Origin of the sequence: Chryseobacterium metallicongregator, from assembly GCF_031324065.1 — a bacterium.
GTDB classification, from domain to species: domain Bacteria; phylum Bacteroidota; class Bacteroidia; order Flavobacteriales; family Weeksellaceae; genus Chryseobacterium; species Chryseobacterium metallicongregator.
This window is the reverse complement of record NZ_JAVIXS010000001.1, coordinates 555,952-570,998: the sequence shown is the minus strand read 5'-3', so window position 1 is coordinate 570,998 and position 15,047 is coordinate 555,952. Positions and strand designations below refer to the sequence as shown.

Here is a 15,047-nt window from a genome sequence, read left to right as displayed (position 1 = left end):
TTTTTGTGTATTATGTATAGAATAATGAATATTGTTATTGAAACTCATCTGAACTCTGTGTGATGTTTGTGAAAAACAAATTGTGAGAAAAGTCACAAATATTTTTGTGAATTATCGCCTTGGATACCCTCTTGTACAATCGTCCAAAAAATTGTAATTTTACCCATCTTTTTACAAACAAAATCTAATAAATAAAAATGAATACAGAACAGTTTGTGAGCCGTCACATTTCCCTTAATGAAGCCGATAAACAGGCGATGTTGGAAAAACTTGGCGTTTCTAGTATTGAAGAGTTAATTTCTCAAACCATCCCTTCTTCTATCCGTTTAGAGAAAGATCTTGAGATCTCGGAACCACTTTCTGAATACGAAATGTTGAACCACTCAAAAGAATTGGCATCTAAAAATACTGATTATACAAGTTATATCGGATTTGGATACCACAATACACTTTTACCTTCAGCAATCCAGAGAAATATTTTTGAAAACCCTAGCTGGTATACGGCATATACTCCATATCAGGCAGAAATTGCACAGGGAAGACTTGAAGCTCTTCTTAATTTCCAGACTGTAGTATGTGATCTTACTGGTTTTGCATTAGCCAACGCATCTTTATTGGATGAATCTACTGCTGCTGCTGAAGCAATGCATATGTTCTTCAACAACAGATCTAAAGACCAGAAAAAAGCAGGAGCTAATAAGTTTTTCATTTCTGACCTTGTGCTTCCTCAAACAGTTTCTGTATTAAAAACAAAAGCTGAAGGATTAGAAATCGAAATCGTAGTTGGAGATCATAAAACACACCAGTTTGATGCTTCTTATTATGGTATTTTATTACAGTATCCTGGTAAAAACGGAATCGTTTTAGATTATACAGAAGATATTGTAGAATATAAAAAACTTGATCTTCAGGTAGCGGTTGCTTGTGATCCGATGGCTTTGGTTAAGTTAAAGTCTCCTGCAGAAATGGGTGCTGACTGTGCGGTAGGAACTACACAGAGATTCGGTATTCCATTAGGGTACGGAGGGCCTCACGCAGCTTTTTTTGCTTGTAGAGAAGATTATAAAAGAGATATTCCTGGAAGAATCATCGGGGTTTCTCAGGATATGTACGGAAGACGTGCTTTAAGAATGGCATTACAGACAAGAGAGCAGCACATCAAAAGAGAGAAAGCTACTTCAAACATCTGTACAGCTCAGGTTCTTTTGGCAGTAATGGCCGGTATGTATGCTGTTTACCACGGTCCTAAAGGGTTAGGTTATATCGCTGATCAGATCCACTTTAAAGCAAATGCGTTGAAAAACGGTCTTAAGGCATTAGGATATCAGGTAGTAGAAGAGCCAATCTTCGATACAGTGAAAATGACAATGGCTGAAGATGAGAAAGCAAGATTAGTAAGACTGATGCTTGATCATAGATTAAACCTTAACTATTTCACAGAAGGAGTAGTAAGTATTGCGATCAACGAAAGTACAACATTAGAGAAATTAAATTATCTAATGGCTTCTTTCGCTCAGTTTAAAGACAAGCAGACTTTCAAATTAGAAATAAAAGAAGGATACAGCATTCCTGAAGAAAACTTAAGAAAAGACGAAATTCTTACGGAATCAGTATTCAACAAATACCACACGGAAACAGAATTGATGCGTTACATCAAGCGTCTTGAGAGAAAAGATTTATCATTGACTCATTCAATGATTTCTTTAGGATCTTGTACTATGAAGCTGAACGCAGCGACTCAAATGTTACCACTTTCATGGGAAAACTGGGGCGCAGTGCATCCGTTTGTGCCTGTAAACCAGGCTGAAGGATATCAGGAAATGATCCGTGAACTGGAGAAAGACTTAGCAGAAATTACAGGTTTTGCAGGAACTTCTCTTCAACCCAACTCCGGAGCACAAGGAGAATATGCAGGATTAATGGTGATCAGAGAATATCATATTTCAAGAGGAGACCACCACAGAAATGTAGTATTGATTCCTCAGTCTGCACACGGAACAAATCCGGCTTCCGCTGCTATGGCAGGAATGAAAATCGTTGTTGTGAAAAACCTTGAAAACGGTGAAATCGACTTCGAAGATCTTAAAGCTAAAACAGAACTTCATTCAGCAAACTTATCTGCTGTAATGATTACTTATCCTTCTACTTACGGATTCTTTGATGCTAACATTAAAGAAATTACCAACCTGATCCATGAGCACGGAGGACAAGTATATATGGATGGTGCCAACATGAACGCTCAGGTAGGATTTACAAGTCCTGGAAACATCGGGGCTGACGTTTGCCACCTTAACCTTCACAAAACTTTCGCAATTCCTCACGGAGGTGGAGGTCCTGGAGTAGGTCCAATTTGTGTTGCTAAACACCTAGTACCTTTCCTTCCTTCTAACGCGAACATCAGAATCGGAGCTAAAGAAGCTATCGAAGGTATTTCTGCTGCACCGTACGGTTCAGGATTGATCCTTAACATTTCTTATTCTTATATTAAAATGTTAGGAACTGAAGGCCTTAAAAAGGCTACGGGACATGCAATCATGAATGCGAACTACCTGAAAGAAATTTTAGCAGAGCATTTCCCGATTTTATATTCAAACGAAAACGGAAGAGTAGCTCACGAATGTATCGTGGATTTCCGTCAGTTCAAATCTTTAGGAATTGAAGTGGCTGATGTGGCGAAGAGATTAATGGATTATGGTTTCCATGCTCCTACCGTTTCTTTCCCGGTTGCAGGTACTTTGATGATTGAGCCTACAGAATCTGAAAGCAAGTCTGAAATTGATCGTTTTGCAGAAGCGTTGATCTCTATCAAAAAAGAAATCGATGAAATTGCAAACGGTGAAGCAGATGCTGCCAACAACGTATTGAAAAATGCTCCTCACACAGAACAATTGGTAATCTCTGATTCTTGGGATAAACCATACAGCAGAGAAAAGGCAGCTTATCCATTAGAGTGGGTAAGAGACCACAAATTCTTTGCTTCTGTATCAAGAGTAGATGAAGCATATGGAGACAGAAACTTAGTATGTACTTGTGAGCCCATTGAAGCTTATATGTAATCTCAGTTTTTTAACTATAAAAAATCCCTTTCAGCAATGAGAGGGATTTTTGTTTTCGGTCATGGCGAGCGAAGCGAAGCAATCTCAAGACCTATTTCGGGAAATTATAAGAAAGCCACGTTATAAAAGCCACTACACTCACCAATGAAATTAATGATCCATAAAAAAGACCAAAACCAAGATTTTTTAGAGATACAACTTTTACCGATTTTGAAAAATAAATCAAAGCTCCCATGGCAAGGCAGACAATGAAAATTCCAATGATGGTTTCGAAGCTGTCTAATAATTGTAATGATATGATTGATAAGAGTTGTATTACAATGGTGAGGATGAGAAAAAAGTATTTCATGAAAGTGGTTATGAGTTGATTCAAAGATAGGTTTTTCGATTATTCAAATATCTTATATTTCTCAACATAATTTTCTTTTTCCTTAAAATGCCCTGTTTTTTGATCATAAAGAAAAATATATTCTACAGGAACTTTTTTGAAAGGATTATTAACAGAATAACTAACCTGCTTGCCATTAATAGTTTCAAAATCATACCAATCTCCTTGTGGAGTCTGTCCTTGTATCAAAAGAAGGTTTCCAGTAAAAGCTATATCATTGAAGCCATCATTATTGTAGTCTTTTATTTTTAATTTTAACTCATTAGGCTCATATACTTTATTGTCTTCATGGGCATCATATGTTCTGACCTCTCCCTCATAGATATTTACTAAAGAATCTGCTGCTATTTTGTAAAGTTCATGCCCGCCATTTCCTTGCCCTGTTACAGATGTAACCAGTAAGAACGGGTTCTCTTTTGGGAAAATGGAAACCAATTCAAACCGATGGGCAGAAAGCGTTTTCATCAGTTTGCCATCCTGTGTTAATATTAACTGAGTTTTCCAGGGATATTCCGCTGTAGAACCAACTTTCCAGTCATATTCAATAAAATAATAATCCTGATCTGAACCATTAATTTTTACTTTTTTGAATACCGTGATTTTTTCACCTTCCTGCTGGACCTGGCTTTCATGAATGTTCAGATCAAAGGCTTGTCGAAGATTTGTGATGAATTTAGAAGAATCTTTGATTGCAGGATAATCTGCAAGATATTCAAGTGGTATGGACATTTTAAGATTGGGATTCTCTTTGCCTGTCTGAACACTTTCTTTTTTGTGAGTACAATTCAAAATGAGTAAAGGTAAAAGTACTGCCAGGGATATTTTTTTCATGGATTTATTAGTAGCGAAAGGAAATTTTTTGAAATTTATTATATTTTAATGAAATGTCAATCATTTAATTACTATTTTGAAACAAAAATCACCTCCCAAAAATTGAGAGGTGTCTTAGTATTTAAATTCCAATTTGTTATCTTCTTTTAAAGCTATAAGCAAGCAAAATAGCTACGCCCATAGTAACGCAGGTTATAATTGAAATGGTTTCAATGGAAATTCCACTTTTCATCTGTGTGTTTTCTTTTTCACATGAAAAAAAGAATAATAATGTCATGAATAGACATACCGATAGTAATTTTTTATCCATAAATGTATTTGTTTGGTTATGAAATATTTATAGCAAAAAGTATACCGGATTTGTAGACTTAAAAAACCTGTTCTACAAAGGCTTTTCTTCATCCCAATAATAGCTGTCCGGATAGATTCTTGTTCCAAAAACAGCAGTGCCTACTCGTACAATGGTTGCACCTTCTTCAATGGCAGTTTCCAGATCTCCGCTCATTCCCATAGAAAGTTCTTTCATTTCTACATTGGGAATATTTTCGGTGATGATATCTTGTTGAAGTCTTTTCAGGATTTTAAAGCATGCTCTTACTTTCTCGGTTTCAGCACTGAATAATCCAATGGTCATCAGTCCCTTTATTTTTAAAGTAGAGTAGCGTGAAATCTTTCGGGTAAGTTTAATGGTATTATTGGGATCAACACCAAATTTACTCTCTTCATTGGACGTATTCACCTGAATTAAAACATCCATCGTACTGTTTTTAGCTAAAAGCTTTTGATGAAGTTTCTCGGCAAGTTCCAGACGATCCAGAGACTGAATACAGGTAACACCATACTTCAGAATATCTTTGATTTTATTGGTCTGAAGATGGCCTATAAAATGATTTTCATGGGGAATATCCTTTAGCTCCTCATATTTCTCCTTCAGTTCCTGGACTTTATTTTCAGCAATTAAGGTTTGTCCATTTTCCAAAGCAATTTTAATGCGCTCTGCAGAAACAGTTTTCGTCGCCAGTAATAACCTGACTTCATTACTATTTCTTCCGGATTGCTCACAGGCCTTTTTTATCCGATCATTGATCAAAGTGAGATTGTAGAGGATATCTTCTTTCATGATGAGATGGTTTTGGCTTCCAGCTTTTTAATTAAAGCAGCTTTAACGGCTGTTAAGGCATAATCTTTAGCTTCAGCAAAGGAAATGGAATATTTTCTTTCAATAGTTCTAATTTCTTCCGGAAACTTAGCTAATAACTGGTCGTAGAATGTATCCAGGATCTCAGCAGAAGGCATTTCGTAATTAATTTTTAATTGGAAACGTCTTAAAAGGGCAGTATCAATAATCTCAGGATGATTGGTAGCACAGATTAAAAGAGCATTCTCAGGGTAATAGTCAATCAGCTGAATCAAAGTATTAACCAATCTTCTCATTTCACCTACATCTTTGTCATCACTGCCTCTCGCTTTCCCGATCTGATCCAGTTCATCAAGGAATAATACCGATCTTTCCCTGGCGGCTTTATCAAAAATCATTTTAATGTTCTGTGATGTTTCTCCGATACGGGATGAAACAATATTACTAAGATTTAAAATAATAATATTTTTTCCAAGAGCATTAGCAATTGCTTTTGCCGTCATTGTTTTTCCACATCCGGAGCTTCCTTCAAGTAAAATTTTATGGTTAACCGGCAAGCCATACTCCTGGAGTTCTTTAACGTAAGTGTGCTCTTTAATAAGCTGTACAAGCTGTTCTCTGTTGTTGGCACTGAGAAATACTTCGTTAAGGCTTACCTGTTCTTTATCTTGAATAATGAGGTTGTACAGATTCATGATGACGATTAAAAGGATTATTGAATAAACAAAGATAAAGCTTTATTGAATGTTAAAAAGAATCCTGAATCATAATAAACATCTGGTCCAACGTAAAGTGAATGATAGGTTATAAATGATAAATTATGAGTGATGAATTATGGGTGTACATCTGTAAAACAAAAAATATTCCCTAGCATCTGTGAAAATCTGTGAAATCTGTGGGAAATAAACAATTATGCTTTTATAAAACTCTCCCAATAAAAAAAAAGAAAAGCCAGACCTAGGGCCGGCTTTTCTCATTTGGATATTAAAATTTGTTATGAAACTAAGATCTTTCTGCTTATGTTTTTGGGCCCTTTTACCCAATGGTAAAAGAGCAATCCGATTTCTCAGACTAAAAACATAAAACAATATAATTAGTATAGATATTCTATAGGCTTGTTTTATTTTAAGATTAGTTTCTTTCTCTTCTTACTGTCATGAAATATGAAGTGATTACTACTAAACCTGTTACGATACCGATATAAGTTACCATTTTGTATTATTTTTAATTATTTGACTTTTTTTTATCAATTTTTCAATTGCAATATTACTACTTTCAAATCATGTGCCAAAGTAAAACACTATGATGTATATCAGTGTATTACGGTGTTTTGTGTTCATGTATTGGTGAATTTTTGTTTACATTAAATTAATGTATTATTTGGAATTTATTAATACTTTTATTATTCTATCTGTAAAATTATGTGAATGTGTTAATCGTTTTTTGACTTCTATATTGGAGTTGATAAAACAAATAATAAATAATGTGCAGCATAATATTGTCGTAAAGTGTAATTTTTGAATTTTGATTTTTCACTTCAAATAGACTTTTATGTTAATAAAATCTATTCTTGACGCTGATTTTTATGCTGGAATTTTTGTCAGTTGTCACATTTCATGTCATAGAGAAATATTATTTCATGCCAAAAATGAAAATAAAGTTGTCTGCTGACCGATTTATTTCAGGTCAGTAAAACCCACACAATGAGAATGATTGTTTTTGAAAATGAAAGGCTTAATGGTATTTGGACTCCTGTGAAAATTATTGAAGCTTAGAAAGAGCTGACCTTTCATGGATAATATAAACATTTCTTGTCCCGGGAATAGAGAGGGTGAGAGAATTCTCTTTTGAATTCCCCGGGGGCTTTTACTACTTTTGTAGAAAGAATGAATTTATGGGACGCAGTTATATTTTTCTTGCCCTGGCAATTGTATTTGAGATTATTGCCACAACCTTCCTGAAAAAGTCTGAAGAATTTTCTAAACTATGGCCATCGGTAGTGACAGTTATCGGATATGCCTGTGCGTTTTATTTTCTGAGTCTTACTCTGCGACATATTCCTGTGGGAATTACCTACGCCATCTGGTCCGGAGTAGGTATAGTCTTTATAACGATGATAGGAGTTATAGCTTTCAAGCAGGTTCCTGATCTGCCTGCCATTATTGGAATTGCCCTGATTGTAATTGGGGTGATTATTATTAATGTGTTCTCAAAAATGGGGACTCATTAAAAAATAATCTCCTGCTGCTTTTCCATTTGTTTCCAGTGCTGGGATCTTGTTTTGTATAAAAAGAACTTTCCCAGTTTATATTTGAACTTTAAATATCCCCGGAACTCAATACCGTTAAATAATGTAAAAGGAATTGCTGGATTTTCCTTTAATGATTCTCTTATTCCTTTACTGAATACGGTAGGACCCGTAGTAGCATGTATATTATGTGGATAGCGGTGAGTATCTATATTATCAATCATCAATTCTAATGTTTTCTTTAGAAAAGGATGGTTTTTGTTGAAAATAAGTGCCCATTGAACATATAGGTTTTCGTGTCTTTCTACACTGATCACAGCTTCATCATCTTCCTGAATAAGTTTTTCAAACGGTTTTATAGTACTGCTGTCTATATCAAGGTATATCCCACCTTTTTTATATAAAATAGCATACCTGAAGAAATCTGCTTTTGCCGCTCCAATGGTAAGTTTACGATAACTTTTAATATATTCAGGAGGGAATTCTTCGGTGATAAACTTCTCTATATCCTGGTCATCATAGAAAAAATAGCGGTATTCTGGATTTTTCCTTTTCATATTCCAGATGTGATATCTTGTAATCAAAGGAAGTTTTTTAGTTATGAAAGTCTGAAATATTTGTTTAGGTACTGCCATTTTCTATTTTTTAAAGCATCTTCTTATATAAAACCAAAATCATTTTTCATCAGCGATGTGTAGCAGTAATAAGATTTTTCCTGAAATAGAGAGATATCTATCTTTGAAATAGCTTATGCTTAGCTGGAGTTTTGATTCTATTTTAGACGAATGGTTAAATAGTGTGGATAAAAATTTTAATTTTTTTTTAATCTTTAGGGTGAGGAGCTTTACGAATAAGGTTCGATATAAAAGAAATTGATTGTCTCTTGAATTTATTTTGTTTTCTGTCTTTCAAAAGGGTTATAAGAAATTCCAATATTGAAATATAATGAAGGTTTATAAGTCGCTTTCCATATATAATCATTAAAAGAATCCTGCTTATTAAATGCTCTCGAATTGATATTGGCTCTGACTCCCGTTTTGAAAGTGCCTATGAAATTTCCGCCAAGATTATGCTCATAAATAGCTCCTGAATTGATCACAACCTGTCTGAATTCATAAGTGTTATCATTATGGTAAGTATAAAATGAGGTGTTATCCATTTCTGTTCCCAGAGAAATTCTGCCACTGGAAAAAATATCTTTTCTTACCAATACTTTTTTCGGAAGAAGGATGTCCAGTACCCATCCATTATTGAATCTGTTTTCATACGTGAAGATAGGAAGCACGGGAATTTGGGAACTCGGGTCAATAATACCAGCCAATCCGAGACTCATTTTTGTTTTTGGAGTTGCCTTTAAAATCAATGAAGCAGTTACCAATCCTTTGATCCTTTCAAAATGCTGGTCACTTCCATCTGTAGAAATGCTGGCGGAATATATTGCTGTCTTTTTAAATAATCTTGAAAAGTAGCTTAGGTTAATTGCTTCCGAATGATAATGAAAGTTTTCCTCAGTCTGAGTTCCGGGTATGACAGGGTTTTCGTTTTTGATAGAAGTATAGCGGTAGCCAAGGGCAGTACTCAAAAGCCAGCTTCTGTTTTTGATAAAATAAATATTGGCATCCGCCATCATTTGCTGAAAACTTTTGACCTTATTATCTGGTAAATCCTGGCCCTGTAACTGTGAAGAAAAAGAGGATGGGGTTACCAGAGTATATTCAATATTGAAGTTTCGTGACTGTGGGATTTTATCCGCAAAGAAAGCACGGACCTTCAAAGGAATACTATCCTTTTTCTGGGCATAAATAATGTTTTTAAAAGGAAGTATTGCCAAGGGGACAAGTACTCTTCTCAATGTTTTCATGGGTAGTTTATTTTAATGGCTGAATAATAGACTGGAAAAAACTGAAGGTAAAAATTCTCTCATAGAAGATATCCAGACTGTTTTCAATAATGGCATCCGTATAGCAGGCAGTATCCTGAACAAATGTTTCCTCTACAAAAACAAACCAAAGTTCTGAGAGTCCGTATCTTCTTCTAAACTCTTCAGAGGCATTGCTGTCAGGAACGGCAGAATGTTTAAGGTCACAAAACAAAATTCCTTTTTTCTCTCCTTCATGTTCTACAATATTAATAGAATGGTGGAGGTAGCTGAGAATCTTCATTTCCGAATCGAAACATTCTACAAAATGATGCAGATCAATAAGCTGTATTACTTTTTCTTCCTGTTGAGATTCTGTCATAAAAAAGCATTCCAGTGATATTTCCTGAGTGAGTTCGTGAAAAACTGTTAATTCCATATGTGTCATTTTACGGTACAAAGGAATAGAGAAAAGAAGTGTGTAAATTTGTTTTTATACAAAATGGCTGGTATTTTATACAAAACCCCCGAGCATGATAATTGGTATAATAAAATACAGGTTTTGTATAATAAAATAGTTGTAATTTACGTTATTGACTATTTTTGTTAATCATAAAATGAGCCTATCGTATGAAATACAGTCCGTGGAAATTTGAAGAAACCTTTGTAATGGATTTTCTGGTGGAAGCGAAATATGGGTTCCTAAGACATCTGCTGTTTCTGATCTTCTTTTTCATTTTGATCTACAGTGCACGGTTCTGGCATTGGTATTCAGGGATGTATCAGTATTATGTTTTATTCTTTGTGTATACAATTCTGATTACCATGGTATACATTAATATATATGTATTGGTTCCCAGATTTTTCTTTAAAACAAAATATGTCACCTATCTGGCGTTGCTTGTTCTGATGGGAGTTGTAGGGCTCAATTTTATCGGATATGGCTTTAAAACGTTCTTTGAAGAATACAGGGTAAAAAATATTCTCAGAGAAAATGAAAAGGGAGGAATCTATGAAGGGGTTCTCATGTGTATACCGATTATTATGACAACAACAACGATCAAGCTTTTGCAGAAATGGATCAGTGATAATAAAAGGATCAATGAATTGAGCAATCTAACCCTGAATATGGAACTGAATGAACTGAGAAATCAGATTAATCCTCACTTTCTGTTCAATATGCTGAATAATGTGAAAGCACTCATCAGAACAGACCCTGCAAAAGCCTCAGTGGTAATTGTAAAGCTGTCCGAATTTCTCAGATATCAGCTGTATGAAAACAGTGAAGAGAAAACGTTATTGACTTCAGAGATTGATTTTCTATCCAATTTTTTAAACCTTGAAAAAATTAGACGTGATAATTTCACTTTTGATATTCATGTGAATCTTGACAGAAGAGTTGTTAACAGTGCTTTTATCCCTCCCAATCTGTTTACCACTTTCGTGGAAAATGCGGTCAAGCATAGCGTAGATCTCAGTGGGGAAGAATCTTATGTAAAAATAGAAATCAATATTGAGAACAAACAGCTTTATTTCAGATGTGTAAATTCCAGAAGTGCTGACTACATTGTTTCTGACAAGAAAAACAGCGGATTGGGGCTTGCCAACATCACCAGAAGACTGGAGCTTCTTTATAATGATACTTTTGATTTGAAGATAGAATCTGATGATAAAGAATATAGTGTAAATTTAAAAATTCCCGTGTGATGAATTGTATTATTGTTGATGATGAACCGCTGGCAAGATCCGAAATGAGATCGCTGATTGCTGAAATTTCCAATATGGATGTTCTGGGTGAATTTTCCAATGCGCCGTCTGCTCTGGAATTTCTTAAGGATAATGATGTAGATCTTATTTTCCTCGATATAGAAATGCCGATGGTAACAGGTCTTGAGTTTGCAGAAATGCTTCCGAAAAAATCCCTCATAATCTTTACCACTGCCTATTCTCAATATGCATTGAAAAGCTATGAACTGGAAGCCGTTGATTATCTTTTGAAACCTATTGATCCTCAAAGGTTGGAAAAAGCAATTGAAAAAGCAATACTTTACACCGAACTTTTGTCTAAAGATACCGTTAAAAATACGGTAGAATCCAATACAGCAGATTTTTTGTTTATTAAAGCTGAGCGAAGGTTTTATAAAATTAGTTTTTCTGATATTAAGTTTATTGAAGGACTCAAAGATTATGTGGTTATTCATACTAAGCAGCAAAAGCTTATCACGGCAATGAATTTAAAAACTATTCATCAGAAAATATCAGGAGAAACTTTCATCAGAGTCAGCAAATCATACGTGGTGAATATGAATTTTATAGATTCATTCGACAATCATAATATATACATTGAAGACTCTGAGATTCCTCTTGGTGAAGTATACAGAGCCGAGTTCTTTACAAAATTTGCCGGAGGACTTCTGAATTCAGACTGATTTATGAGTAATGGGAAATGAGCAATAAGTAATAATAAATATCATCCACAAGATCAAAAAAATCTGTGTAATCAGTGGGAAAATATTTAATAAAGTTTCTGGTCTCTTTCACAAAAGAAACTTCTCCTTTTTCCTACACCCGTCTGTTTCTTAGTAAGCTTTTGTCCACATATAGGACACACAGATTTTGTATGAACCAGCCAGTGCTTTTTCAAAACAAATTCTCTTTTCCATTTCAGAAAATCAAAACTGTAATTCCTGGCTTCAGCTATAAGTTCTTTCCTTTTTTTGGCAGGTAGATTTCCCAACATACTTTCCGGCTGAACACCAATTCTGAAAAGCACTTCGTTTTTAATGATGTTGCCGACACCAGAGAAAATATCCTGACTCATCAGTGCATCACAAACCATCATTTTCGGATTTGATTTTAATTTCTCTTCAGCTTTCTTAGGATTCCACTGATCGCTCATTACATCGGCTTCCCAATCAATTGTGGAGAGAAATTCAAGGTCTACAGACTTTACAGAACAGGTGTAAAAATAGATGCTTCCCGTAGAGAAAAACAATGCTAACCGCAAGCTTTTATCCGGTTTGGTTTGTTCATCAATGCTGTAAGAACCAAACATTAATAAATGAATCCGGATCGCTGCTTTTTCAAAAACGAGATAAGTTTGTTTTCCAAAAGTTCGGATTTCCAGAAGAGATTGGCCAATGAAAATTTCTTTCTCGAATTTGGCATTTCCTGAAACTTCTGTCACTTGCTGACCTGCAAATGGCTGCAGGTTTTCTTTCATTAATATAATGGATGGACCTTCAGGCATACGTTTGTTTTGAGATAAAGATTCAAATAATATTCCATAACCCAATAAAATCTGAGCTTTATCCCAAAACAAACCTGTTTAAAATCCTTAGATTAGTTTTTGTCCCACAAAACGGATAACAGAACCCGTTCCATTATGGAATAATCCTTCATTAAGTTCTATTTCTGTTTCTGCTAATTCAATAATATCATAATCCGGAAAATCAGCTTTGATCTCTTCAATAGAAAATAACGATTCAATATCCTTTGGCCCGCCTACCTTTTCGTTCTTTGCAATATATTCAAGATGGCTTTTACTGAAAGCTTCAAAAATAATAAAACCGCCTTTTCGCAGATATTGATTCAGCTTTTGATGGATAGAAGATTTTATATTTCCCGGAAAGTGAGCATAGATAAGCGCAATAGCATCAAACTGCTCTTTCTGATAATTTAAAGTAGAAAGTTCTCCCACCTGATAATCAATAGTAATCTGCTGTTGTCCGGCCAATTGTAACGCTTTATCTCTTCCGTTTGCACTGATATCGAAAGCAGAAGCCTGCCATCCTTTTGTAGCTGCAAAAACGGCATTCCGACCTTCGCCTTCTGCAGGGAAGAGTATTTTGCCGGGAGTTAATCTGGTTAGCTGTTCTCTCAGGTAATTATTGGGTTCTGTTCCATACGCAAACTCTTCGCTGCTGTACCTTTCGTCCCATCTGTTGAGCCATGTGTTGTCTGTCATAGTTATAATTTAAAATTTGAAAGAAGAATTTTAGGGATTCTTCAACTGTATTAGCTGGATCAAATGTAAAATATTTATTCAAGCTTTCCGATCCCTAAAAAACGTTTACTATAATAGATTTTTTGAATGGAAGATCCTGCTAATAAAAATCTAATTACTATTCCGTACAATTAAAATTTGGAGTAATTTTGAAAAATGATGAATTTAAACCAGATTTTCACCAATCAACGTACAGGAAACAATCCACAGACCAAAGCTTCACGAACTGATTTTCAAAGGGATTTTGACAGAATTATCTTCTCTTCTGCCTTCAGAAGACTGCAGAATAAAACGCAGGTTTTTCCTCTTCCCGGAAGTGTTTTTGTACACAACAGACTTACCCATTCTTTGGAGGTATCATCCGTAGGAAGAAGTTTAGGAAGTATTATCGGTGAATTTATTGCGGATGATTTTAAAAATGAACTGACTGAGGATTCAAAGAATTTTTATCTCTATAACTTAGGAAATGTAATTGCAGCTGCATGTTTATGTCATGATGTGGGAAATCCTGCATTCGGACATTCCGGAGAAGATGCCATTGCAAGCTATTTTGAAAGGAACGAAAAAGACCTGAAGTCAAAGTTCAATGAAAAGGAGTGGGCGGATCTGGTTAATTTTGAAGGAAATGCTAATGCAATCAGAGTGTTGGCGCAGCAACAGCAAGGAAAAGATGCCGGAGGTATTCAGCTTACTTTCTCAACGCTGGCAAGTATCGCGAAATATCCGTGCGAAGCCGTAGCAAAGAAAAAAGGAATCATTCACAGGAAGAAATTCGGTTTTTTCCAGAATGAAAAAGATATATTCCTCGAAATTGCAAAAGGAACTCAGCTTATTTCTGAAAGCGAAGAACCACATATTTTCAAGAGACATCCTTTTGTCTGGCTGGTAGAAGCGGCTGATGATATCTGCTATAACATCATTGATATGGAAGATGCTCACAGGCTGGGAATTGTTTCCACAGCAGACTGTAAAAACTTATTTTTCGAACTGGTAAAATCTGAAACAGATGATGTTCAGAGAATTGAGACCAAGTTAAGCTCTATCTCTAACGAGAACGAACAGATTTCCTATTTGAGGGCAAAAGTAATCAATGCTTTGATCAATAAGTCGATTGAGATGTATAAGCATAACTTTGAGACGATTCTTGAAGGAAATTTAGGCAATGGTTTACTTGATATCTACAAAAAAGAAAATAAAGCATTACAGGATATTGCCAGCTTCTCTGTAGAAAAAATCTACAATCATAAAGCGGTTGTTGAAATTGAAAATGCCGGTTATAATGTAATGTATGAATTGCTGGATCATTTTATTCCTTCCATTCTGAAACCTGAAGACCACAGAAAATCCTATGATGAAAAAGCTTTGAAACTCATTCCAAAGCAATTTATTTACAATGACGGAACCGATTACCAGAAAGTGCTGGGCGTGATTGATTTCGTTTCAGGGATGACGGATAACTATGCGACCGATTTGTATCGAAAAATTAAAGGAATAGACATCGGAATGACGGTGTAAATTCTAT

General features: G+C 35.1%; 14 protein-coding genes. 5 read left to right on the top strand and 9 right to left on the bottom strand.

Annotated features, from left to right (window positions below; all coding sequences use genetic code 11):
* Positions 1 to 197: 197 nt before the first annotated feature.
* Complete coding sequence (gene gcvP, locus REB14_RS02560; protein ID WP_079242137.1) at positions 198 to 3,056, top strand: aminomethyl-transferring glycine dehydrogenase; 2,859 nt, start codon at positions 198 to 200, stop codon at positions 3,054 to 3,056.
* A gap of 91 nt (positions 3,057 to 3,147) precedes the next feature.
* Here the strand turns inward: gcvP and REB14_RS02555 are convergent, their stop codons facing one another.
* The 4 genes from REB14_RS02555 to REB14_RS02540 form a co-directional block, all read right to left on the bottom strand.
* Positions 3,148 to 3,405 carry a hypothetical protein gene (locus tag REB14_RS02555; protein WP_145953252.1) on the bottom strand — a complete coding sequence of 86 codons (258 nt, stop codon included), beginning with the start codon at positions 3,403 to 3,405 and terminating at the stop codon, positions 3,148 to 3,150.
* A gap of 39 nt (positions 3,406 to 3,444) precedes the next feature.
* Positions 3,445 to 4,275 carry a hypothetical protein gene (locus REB14_RS02550; protein WP_309521413.1) on the bottom strand — a complete coding sequence of 277 codons (831 nt, stop codon included), beginning with the start codon at positions 4,273 to 4,275 and terminating at the stop codon, positions 3,445 to 3,447.
* A gap of 382 nt (positions 4,276 to 4,657) precedes the next feature.
* Positions 4,658 to 5,395, bottom strand: coding sequence for a YggS family pyridoxal phosphate-dependent enzyme (locus tag REB14_RS02545; protein WP_309521412.1), 738 nt, complete (start codon positions 5,393 to 5,395; stop codon positions 4,658 to 4,660).
* Positions 5,392 to 6,108 (bottom strand): AAA family ATPase, encoded by a 717-nt coding sequence (locus REB14_RS02540; protein WP_079242134.1) that lies wholly within the window; start codon positions 6,106 to 6,108, stop codon positions 5,392 to 5,394. Before REB14_RS02540 ends, REB14_RS02545 begins: the two co-directional genes overlap by 4 nt.
* Before the next feature lie 1,199 nt (positions 6,109 to 7,307).
* On the opposite strand from REB14_RS02540, the gene REB14_RS02535 reads away from it, so the two are divergent.
* The gene (locus REB14_RS02535; protein ID WP_079242133.1) at positions 7,308 to 7,643 is read left to right on the top strand and encodes a DMT family transporter; all 336 of its coding nucleotides are present in this window, start codon (positions 7,308 to 7,310) and stop codon (positions 7,641 to 7,643) included.
* Here the strand turns inward: REB14_RS02535 and REB14_RS02530 are convergent.
* The 3 genes from REB14_RS02530 to REB14_RS02520 all read right to left on the bottom strand — a co-directional run bounded on the left by REB14_RS02530 (position 7,640) and on the right by REB14_RS02520 (position 9,958).
* The gene (locus REB14_RS02530) at positions 7,640 to 8,296 is read right to left on the bottom strand and encodes a glycosyltransferase family 32 protein (RefSeq protein WP_309521411.1); all 657 of its coding nucleotides are present in this window, start codon (positions 8,294 to 8,296) and stop codon (positions 7,640 to 7,642) included. The genes REB14_RS02535 and REB14_RS02530 overlap by 4 nt on opposite strands.
* Before the next feature lie 254 nt (positions 8,297 to 8,550).
* Positions 8,551 to 9,522, bottom strand: coding sequence for a hypothetical protein (locus REB14_RS02525; RefSeq protein WP_309521410.1), 972 nt, complete (start codon positions 9,520 to 9,522; stop codon positions 8,551 to 8,553).
* A gap of 7 nt (positions 9,523 to 9,529) precedes the next feature.
* On the bottom strand, positions 9,530 to 9,958 hold the full coding sequence (locus tag REB14_RS02520) for a hypothetical protein (protein ID WP_079242130.1): 429 nt from the start codon (positions 9,956 to 9,958) through the stop codon (positions 9,530 to 9,532).
* Between the two features lie 191 nt (positions 9,959 to 10,149).
* On the opposite strand from REB14_RS02520, the gene REB14_RS02515 reads away from it, so the two are divergent.
* Together REB14_RS02515 and REB14_RS02510 are read left to right on the top strand one after the other, a co-directional pair.
* Positions 10,150 to 11,226, top strand: coding sequence for a sensor histidine kinase (locus REB14_RS02515; protein WP_079242129.1), 1,077 nt, complete (start codon positions 10,150 to 10,152; stop codon positions 11,224 to 11,226).
* Positions 11,226 to 11,948 carry a LytR/AlgR family response regulator transcription factor gene (locus tag REB14_RS02510; protein ID WP_079242128.1) on the top strand — a complete coding sequence of 241 codons (723 nt, stop codon included), beginning with the start codon at positions 11,226 to 11,228 and terminating at the stop codon, positions 11,946 to 11,948. Before REB14_RS02515 ends, REB14_RS02510 begins: the two co-directional genes overlap by 1 nt.
* 86 nt (positions 11,949 to 12,034) lie before the next feature.
* On the opposite strand, the gene REB14_RS02505 is transcribed toward REB14_RS02510, so the two are convergent.
* Both REB14_RS02505 and REB14_RS02500 read right to left on the bottom strand, forming a co-directional pair.
* The gene (locus tag REB14_RS02505) at positions 12,035 to 12,769 is read right to left on the bottom strand and encodes a DNA-formamidopyrimidine glycosylase family protein (protein ID WP_309521409.1); all 735 of its coding nucleotides are present in this window, start codon (positions 12,767 to 12,769) and stop codon (positions 12,035 to 12,037) included.
* 87 nt (positions 12,770 to 12,856) lie between these two features.
* On the bottom strand, positions 12,857 to 13,486 hold the full coding sequence (locus tag REB14_RS02500; RefSeq protein ID WP_309521408.1) for a class I SAM-dependent methyltransferase: 630 nt from the start codon (positions 13,484 to 13,486) through the stop codon (positions 12,857 to 12,859).
* A gap of 198 nt (positions 13,487 to 13,684) precedes the next feature.
* Between REB14_RS02500 and REB14_RS02495 the strand changes: the two genes are divergently transcribed.
* Positions 13,685 to 15,040, top strand: a complete 1,356-nt coding sequence (locus REB14_RS02495; RefSeq protein WP_105682751.1) for a deoxyguanosinetriphosphate triphosphohydrolase — start codon at positions 13,685 to 13,687, stop codon at positions 15,038 to 15,040.
* Positions 15,041 to 15,047: the final 7 nt, after the last annotated feature.